Genomic DNA, 8,079 nt, shown 5'->3' with positions numbered 1-8,079 from the left:
CTCGCACCACGTCGTCACGGTCCCAACCGTCACGACCACCGGCCCGCTGAGTCATTGGTGCCCACCAACACGTCACGAACCGGCCGCCTCCACCCCGTGCCCACGGGGCTTTGGAGCATCTCTCCTGCACCTTCGGGTGCTGAGGGTTTGTGTGCCCTCGAGGTGTAGACAGGGTGGGACGGAGATCGTGACGCGGGTTGTGGAACTTTTTTGAAACTTTTTTCTGAGCAGCAGGAGGTGACGTCAGAGCAGGCGGTCCGCACCTTCTCCCGGAAGCACGGTGAACAGCCGCGGTTCATCCCATCCGGCTGCTTGGAAGGACGCGAGAACAGCATCTTGGGCCGCCGTCACATCCGATTCCCGCAGCAGCCCAATGGCCGACCCGCCAAATCCGGCGCCGGTCATGCGGGCACCCAATGCCCCGGCTTGGGTCATGGCCTCAACGGCCACATCCAATTCCGGGCAGGACACTTGGTAGTCATCACGAAGGGAAGCATGGGAGGCGGAGAGTTCCGACCCCAGCTCCTGCCATCGCCCGGCCCGCAGATGCTCGACGGCGGCATCCACCCGGGCGCGTTCGCTCAACACGTGCCGGGCCTTGGGCAGGATCTCTGCCGGGAGTTCGGACAGGTCGGCATCCAGAGGCAGATCTCCCAAAGTGTCCACGCCCAGCAGCTCGGCTGCTTGCTCACAGGTGGCGCGTCGCGCGGCGTAGCCGCCGTCGTCGTTGCTGTGCGCCACACGGGTGTCCACCACCAGCAGACGCAGGCGGGCCTCATCCAAGGGCAGAGGAATGTGTTCGGTCTCCAGGGTGCGGCAGTTCAGAAGAACAGCGTGGCCGGCGGTGGAGAGCAGGGAGGCCGACTGGTCCATGATGCCTGTAGGGGCACCCACAAAGTCGTTCTCAGCACGTTGGGTGATGCGGGCCAGATCTCGCCGGTCCACGGGTGCATCGGTGAGTTCAGCCAAGGCCAGCGCCACCGAAACCTCCACTGCGTGTGAGGAGGACAAGCCCGATCCCACAGGCACAATGGAATCCAGCACCATCTGGAAACCCGGGACCTGCACGCCCGTGGATTCCTGCAGCGCCCAGGCAACACCGGCCGGACCACTGGCCCAACCGGTCACCGCCCCCGGGCGCAAGTTCAGCGGGTCAAAGCCGGTGCGAGCTTGCCGGCCCGTGGTGGGATCGATCCAGGTTGAGACCAGTTGAGAGTGTTCACCCGGAGCCAGCAGGCGCACGGCAACCATGGCAGAGCGGTCGATGGCAAAAGGCAGCACCAGTCCGTTGTTGTAGTCCAGGTGCTCGCCGATCAAATTCACGCGGCCAGGCGCACGCCACACTCCGCTCGGTTCAACCCCAAAGAGTTGTTGGAACGTGCCCACCAGTTCCGTGGCACGCGCCCTGTCAGCTGATGAGTGCGGGGATTTCACAGTGCGTTCCTCAATCTTGCAGCGGTTTCTTCCGGGCTGACGTCCCCAATGAAGGCGCCCATAGCGGACTCCGAACCAGCCAGGAACTTCAGCTTGTTTTCCGCCCGGCGTGGGCTCACGATCTGCAGGTGCAATCGTGAGGCCTCCCGCAGCCCGTCAACCAACGGTGCTTGGTGCCACGCCGCGATGTACGGGGTTGGGGTCGGGTAGAGCGCATCGAACCTGGTCAGGACGTCTTGGACCACTGCCGCAAGTTCGTCCAGTTCTTCATCGGTCAGAGCGGCCAGATCCGGGACATGGCGGTGCGGCACCACGTGGACCTCCAGCGGCCAACGCCCGGCCCACGGCACGTAGGCGCTGATGTGCTCACCGGACGAGATCATGCGTTCGCCCGATTCGCGCTCGAAATCCAACAGGTCCTGATGCAACGTCCGCCCGGTCCGGTCCAGATGATCGGCTGCACGCTGCACAGTCTTGAGGGCCGTGGGGGTCACGTAGGGGTAGGCATAGATCTGCCCGTGCGGGTGGTGCAAGGTGGTGCCGATCTGCTCACCACGGTTCTCGAACGGGAACACCTGCTTGATTCCCGGCAGCTTCGACAGGGCCCGGGTCCGTTGCGCCAAGGCCCGCAACACCAACTGAACGCGCCGCGGATCCAGTGCAGCCAAACTGCCCTGGTGTTCGGGGGTGTAGACCAAGACCTCGCAACGCCCTCCGGCGGGGTGGGTGGTTCCCGGTTCCGGCTCGGCTGACGGACCCGGCAACTCCACCAGATCAGGGCCCAGGGAGGGGAAACGGTTCTCGAACGCCACCACGTCAAAATCCGCTGGAATTTCCGTCTCCCGGCCGGGTTGCATGGGGCACAGCGGGCACTGATCAGCCGGTGGGAGATGCGTCCGGTTCTGCCGGTGGGTGGCCAACGCAATCCAATCCCCCGTCAACGGATCCTGGCGCAACTCACCGTGGCCCGCTCGCGGCGCCGCAGGCCGGGGGTCCTCCAGGTGGGTGGGCAGCGCGGCGTCGTCGTGACTGAAGAACACGATCTCCCGACCGTCGAACAACCGGTGGGTCACGTGGGCCACAGTGGCAGCGGGCAGGTCAGGCAACACGGTGGACACGGGTGATCCTCTCCTCGAGCTCAGTCACGGCGTTTTCCGGCAGTCGGGAATCGGTCACAAGGTCGTCCACGGCCTCCAGGGCGGCAAAGCTGTAGAGCCCCACCGTTCCCCACTTGGTGGAGTCTGCGACGACGACGCCCCGGTGCGCCTGCTGCAGGAACATGCCGTTGATCTGCGCTTCCAACATGTTGGGGGTGCTCAACCCGGCGTCAAGGTCAAACCCGTGGACCCCCATGAAACACACGTCCGCGTGCAGGGTCTCCAAGCTGCGCACCGCCAACGGGCCCACCAAGGCATCAGAGGGAGTTCGCACCCCACCGAGCATGACTACTTGACTGCCCGCCGCCGGTCGGTCTTCAAACACCTGAGCGATTCTGGGCGAATTGGTCACCACCGTCAGATCCTCGATCGAACGCAGTTCCCGGGCCAGGGCAAAAGTGGTGGTGCCAGAGTTGAGGAACACGGACATCCCGGGCTTCACCAAAGCCGCCGCAGTGCGAGCCACCGCGCTCTTCTGCTTCTGATGCAACCGGGACTTCCGCAGGAAGCCTGGCTCCTCCGATACCGCACCAGGGGCGGCCAATCGGGCCCCGCCATGCACTTTGTGCAGCTCGCCCTCCTGCGCCAACTGATCCAGGTCACGCCGAACAGTCATCTCCGAGACATTCAGGGTCTGCGCCAAATCCGCCACCCGCACGGACCCGTGAGCGTGGGTTTGCTCCAGGATTCGAGAGCGCCGCTCGGCCGGCAGTAAATCAGTCACGCCTGTCTCCTCACTCGTGCCGTCATGGCTCAACTCCAAATCTGTTGCATTTGATTGTTCCATCACATCTGATGTGCGATTATGTTCATAATAGGGTGAATTCGGCCACAAGTTCCAACATTTCGGAGGCTCAGACCGTGCAGTCCCCCACCTCGCAAGCCGTGCATGTCAGCGGTGTCACCGGTAGTGAGCATCATGTACATATGCGATCGGGAGGGGTATCGCTCGTTCTGACTCGTCCAGATGGTCGGATCCCCACAATCGCACATTGGGGTGCTGACCTGGGAGAGTTGGCCGAGCACGAAGTTGAACTCCTGGGCAGATCCCTCCAATCCGCACAGGCCATCAATTGCCCCGACGCACCTATGCACCTGGGACTGGTCCCGGAGCCTCGGTGGGGATGGGCCGGTCGCCCCGGCCTTGTGGGACACCGCGGCGGGAGCGCGTGGGCCCCGAGTTTCCAGGTGACTTCCACTCGATTCCTGGCACACACGGCCGACTCAGCGGCACCCTATGCAGACGCCGCAGGGGTGGAACTAGACTCCCGCTACACGGAGCTCGGCCCGGGCCGCCTGCACCTGACCATCGAATCACCGGAACAGGTGGAGCTGGGCATCACCGTGGAACTCACCCCACAAGGTGTGGTTCGCCTGCAGGCCACCGTGACCAACCGAGGCGTCCAGGACTATCACCTCGATGAGCTGGGCCTGGTGTTGCCGGTCGGGCTGCAGGCCACCCAGTTGCAAGACTTCGCGGGTCACTGGGGCCAGGAACGCCGCGTCCAGTACTCACCGTTCACGGTGGGGCTGCACCTACGTGATGGACGTAAGGGCCGCACGGGAGCCGATGCCGCGCACATGATGATTGCCGGAGAGCGGGGCTTCGGATTCCGTAGCGGTCAGGTCTGGGGCATCCACACGGGATTCTCGGGCAATCACCGCACATGGGCGGAACGCGAGTACTCGGGGCAGAAGGTGCTGGGAGGCAGCGAGCTGCTGCTGCCCGGCGAAGTCACCCTGACGGAAGGTTCCAGTTACACCACGCCCTGGATCCACGGCATCTGGGGCCACGGACTGGACGACCAGGCCGGGCGACTGCACCGGTGGATCCGGGCACGCCCCCAGCACCCACAGCGTCCTCGACCTGCCACCCTGAACGTCTGGGAAGCCGTCTACTTCGATCACGACCTAAAGAAGCTCAAGGATCTTGCTGATGTGGCAGCCCGCATCGGAATCGAACGCTACGTTCTCGACGACGGCTGGTTCGGCTCCCGTCGGGACGACACCTCCGGTCTGGGTGACTGGACGGTGAGCACGGAAGCCTGGCCCGACGGGCTGTCACCCCTGGTGGACCACGTCGCGGGCCTGGGCATGGAATTCGGTCTGTGGTTCGAACCGGAGATGATCAGCGTGGACTCGGAGCTGGCCCGGGCCCATCCGGAGTGGATCCTCTCCCCGCAGGGGCGACTGCCGATCTCCAGCCGATTCCAACAAGTCCTGGACATCGGCAACCCGGAAGCCTACGAACATGTGCGCGACCAGATGGTGGCTGTCCTGGAGGCCCACCCCATCGCCTACATCAAGTGGGACCATAACCGTGACCTTGTGGAAGCAGGTTCATCGACGGATGGCAGGCCCGGTGTCCACCGGCAGACCCTTGCCGCCTACCGCCTCATGGCAGAACTGAAGCAACGCTTCCCGAAGCTGGAGATCGAAGCCTGCGCCTCCGGTGGCGGCCGCGTGGACCTGGGGGTGTTGGAGCACACCGACCGGTTCTGGACATCGGACTGCATCGACCCCGCGGAACGCCAGGAAATGCACCGCTGGACCCAGCAGCTGGTTCCGCCCGAGTTGATGGGCAGTCACGTGGCGGCCGGACACTCGCACGAGACCGGACGTCTGCACGAGCTCAACTTCAGAGCAGGTACGGCCCTGTGGGGTCACTTCGGTGTGGAATGGGACCTGACCCGGGCCACTGCGGAGGAGCTGGCAGAACTGGAGGAGTGGATCTGCCTGTACAAGAACCACAGGGAGCTCTTGCACAGCGGAACTGTGATTCGCATGGACCAGGCGGATCCCGAGTGGGATGTTCACGGCGTGGTGTCCGAGGACCGCAGGACGGCGTTGTTTGCCGTCGTCTGCACCGGAGTGGCCATCACGGACCCACTGGGCCACCTGACGCTGGGAGGACTCGACCCCGACACCCGCTACCGGATCGACGACGTCACGCCGGAAACCAAGGATGGCGGATTCGTCCCGCCGATCTGGTGGCCGACAGGGGAACTCATCAAGGGGAGCATCCTGCAGGAAAGCGGCGTTCACGCACCCAGGTTGTGGCCGGATCGGATGCGGTTGCTGCACCTGATAGCCGAATGAGCCCCGGTGGCTGAGGAATCAACACGGGGAATGCACTTTCACCCAGCCGAAAGCGCATTCCCCGTGTCAACAGTGTCCGGAACTTGGCGGTCTCAGGGCAGCCCTCTCGCTCGGAGCACAATGCGCGCCCGCTTGGCACTGACACGTGCATCAGGTGCGACGTCCATCCCACAGGACCTACTGCCCAGACCGTCGTAAGCGGCATCCAGGTGCAGGGTCCACTTCTTGTCCACGGTCAGGGGGTCGGCCAGTTCATCCGCGTGCCGGGCACGGGCCAACTCCAGATCCGTCCACGGTGTGAGTGCCCACCACAGACCATCTCGTGCGGGACGACCATCCAGCTCAACGGCCAGCACCTCGACTTCCGCGCTTTCACCGTTGGCCAGAGGCACCTGGAGTCTGCGGACGTCCGGGCGCTCACCCGATGCCTGCGGTACGGGGTAAACCGTGTTCAAATCCGTCGCCCGGCTGCTCCAACGCCCGTGGCGGATGGACCGAGTGGAATCCGGGGCAGCTTCTCCCGGCCCGCCGCCTTCCCAGGTGACCTCAGCACCGGCGTCGACCGGGAGATCCAGTTCGATCCCGATGCGTCCTGGGCGCGGGCCGTCGGCCAAGTCGATGACCGCCTCCAGAACACCCCAATCCTCGCCGCCCTCACCCCAGGCCACCGCAAGGTGCCCCGTCCAGGGGTCTGGGTCGCCACCTCCGGGACGCCAGGTCGTTGCCACCTGATCTTCAAGGCCGCCGTCACGGTGCGGCAGCAGCCGGTCAAGACCCGCGTCCTCCCATCGTGAGGCCAAGGAGATAGCAGCACCCGGGTCTTCACCCGGCGCCTTGTCCCGCGGGTCGGTACCGGCCCATGAGTTCCAATCGACTCTGGGGTCATCACCGAACCGCTCACGTACGGGCTCGATTCCACCCGAGTCGTTGTCCGTTGGTGCCCGCCACACGCTCAGGCGTACTCCCCGTGCTGCCCCGGGCCACTGCCCCACCGGAAGTGGCGCCTCAACGACGGGCACCCCCCCTGGCAGCGGTGCCGCCCAGGTCTCTCGGCGCACCCGCTGGGTCCTACGCGGACCACACACGACGACGGCACTCACTTCCACCTCAAGGACATCTACGAACGACCCGGAGCCCAGAACAATGGTGTGCCACTGGCCCGGCGCCACGTCAGGCACGGTGTGGCGGTTCTCCTCCGTCTCCCCATGCCGAACCCTGCGTTCAATGACCACGACCTCCGCCAAATCGGAGTGGTCGTGACCATTGCCCACCCTCAACTCATGCGGCTGGTGTCCGTGCTCGCCCCGGCCCCATTCGATCCAGAGGGGGTCGATCACGGCCGCGTACTCGGTCATGCCCGGGCTCGGGGAGGTGTCCGCGAAACACAGGCCGTCCAATACGAAGTTGGAGTCGTGCACTTGCTCACCGAAATCTCCCCCGTAGGCCACCCGTGTGCCACCACCCGGAGCAGGCACGGTCAGTCCGTGGTCCTTGAACTCCCAGACGAATCCGCCGCAGGCCCGAGGGTGGTTGCGGAAGACCCGTTCGTAGTCGTTCAGACCTCCCGGGCCGTTGCCCATGGCATGCGCAAACTCGCACAGGACGATGGGCTGGTTCAGCACACGGCGAGCCACCTCCGGTGGCCAGGAGGGATGCCCCGTTCCACTGGCCAGTTTTTCCCATTCGACGGCGGTTGCATACATACGTGAGTGGACGTCCGTGTACGCCGATTCTGCATCGCCCTCGTAATGAACGGGCAAAGTGCTTCTTGAACGCAACCAGTCAGCGGCTGCCCGGAGGTTGGTCCCGTTCCCTGACTCGTTGCCAACCGAGAGCATCGCAACACTGGGGTGGTTCTTGTCCCGGTGCCACATTCGGGCCGTCCGCTCCAGGATCGCGGCTCTCCATGCCGCATCATCCGATGGATTGCCCGCCCAGCCACGTTCCACAAAGCCGTGCGTTTCCAGGTCCCCCTCCAGCACCACCCAAAGACCCATCTGGTCGGCCAAGTCCAAGGCATGACGGGCCGGCGGGTAATGGCTGGTGCGCACTGCATTGATGTGGTGTTCCAGCATGACCTGGAAGTCGCGGCGGGTGTCCTCTACCGTCACGGAGCGGCCGCGCTGTGGGTGGAACTCATGACGATTGACGCCGCGGAAGCGTATGGCATCACCATTGCCCCGCAGGACGCCGTCGTCGTCGACCTCGATTCGACGCACTCCGGTGACTTGCTTGACCACGGCACCCACAGCCGTGGTCAGCTCAACCTCAAAAAGTGCCGGGTCCTCCGGTGACCACGGGCGAGCCCCGGGCACGACGACGGCAACGGGGGTGCCGTCCGGGATCGTCACGGTGGCCGCCGTTTCCCCATCCGACTGAATCGTCGCGT

Annotated in this window: 5 protein-coding genes; 1 reads left to right on the top strand and 4 read right to left on the bottom strand. The window is 64.7% G+C overall.

Annotated elements, in window-relative coordinates; all coding sequences use genetic code 11:
- Nucleotides 1–243 precede the first annotated feature (243 nt).
- Genes galK through L979_RS11375 form a run of 3 tightly spaced genes read right to left on the bottom strand, consistent with a single transcriptional unit; the run spans nucleotide 244 to nucleotide 3,315 of the window.
- Entirely contained in the window at nucleotides 244–1,434 is a 1,191-nt protein-coding gene (gene galK, locus L979_RS11385; protein WP_197052143.1) for a galactokinase, read from the bottom strand.
- Complete coding sequence (gene galT / locus L979_RS11380; protein WP_052209838.1) at nucleotides 1,431–2,552, bottom strand: galactose-1-phosphate uridylyltransferase; 1,122 nt, start codon at nucleotides 2,550–2,552, stop codon at nucleotides 1,431–1,433. Before galT ends, galK begins: the two co-directional genes overlap by 4 nt.
- Entirely contained in the window at nucleotides 2,533–3,315 is a 783-nt protein-coding gene (locus L979_RS11375) for a DeoR/GlpR family DNA-binding transcription regulator (protein ID WP_047692329.1), read from the bottom strand. The genes galT and L979_RS11375 overlap by 20 nt, the downstream gene beginning before the upstream one ends.
- Nucleotides 3,316–3,518: 203 nt before the next feature.
- Here L979_RS11375 and L979_RS11370 point away from each other — a divergent pair, with 203 nt between their 5' ends.
- Nucleotides 3,519–5,690 (top strand): alpha-galactosidase, encoded by a 2,172-nt coding sequence (locus L979_RS11370; RefSeq protein WP_047692328.1) that lies wholly within the window; start codon nucleotides 3,519–3,521, stop codon nucleotides 5,688–5,690.
- 92 nt (nucleotides 5,691–5,782) lie between these two features.
- Here L979_RS11370 and L979_RS11365 read toward each other — a convergent pair.
- Nucleotides 5,783–8,079: glycoside hydrolase family 2 TIM barrel-domain containing protein (locus tag L979_RS11365; RefSeq protein ID WP_052209837.1), on the bottom strand; the 2,297-nt coding region annotated here is incomplete at its 5' end.

The sequence above is a fragment of the Kocuria sp. ZOR0020 genome, from assembly GCF_000800955.1.
Classification (GTDB): Bacteria; Actinomycetota; Actinomycetes; order Actinomycetales; family Micrococcaceae; genus Kocuria; species Kocuria subflava.
The sequence above is the reverse complement of the archived record's forward strand: the minus strand, read 5'-3'. Positions and strand labels throughout refer to the sequence as shown.